This window comes from Klebsiella sp. K47, assembly GCF_051858335.1.
In the GTDB taxonomy this organism is placed as follows: domain Bacteria; phylum Pseudomonadota; class Gammaproteobacteria; order Enterobacterales; family Enterobacteriaceae; genus Klebsiella; species Klebsiella pneumoniae.
In genome coordinates this window covers 1-210 of sequence record NZ_JBPYUI010000584.1, presented here as the reverse complement: position 1 = coordinate 210, position 210 = coordinate 1, and the positions used below count along the sequence as shown (strand labels likewise).

The 210-nt window shown below is 64.3% G+C and carries 1 protein-coding gene; it reads left to right on the top strand.

All coding sequences use genetic code 11. The annotated features are described in order from the left end of the window. A partial coding sequence (locus tag RRF55_RS29325) for a hypothetical protein (RefSeq protein WP_439419502.1) occupies window positions 1–210 on the top strand: 210 nt, incomplete at both ends.

Genomic DNA, 210 nt, shown 5'->3' with positions numbered 1-210 from the left:
AGGACCGCCTGACCCGCTGGTATGTACTGGTGGGCGGGCTCGCCGTGCTGGCGGCGATCACCTTGATCTTCTTCTACCTGGCCTACGTGGTGGTGCCGCTGTTTCAAGGCGCCGAACTGACCACCAAGAAGGCCATGACCCCGGCCTGGCTGACCCAGGACGCCGGCAAGCCGCTGATGATCGCGCTCGAAGAACAGAACCTGGTCGGCA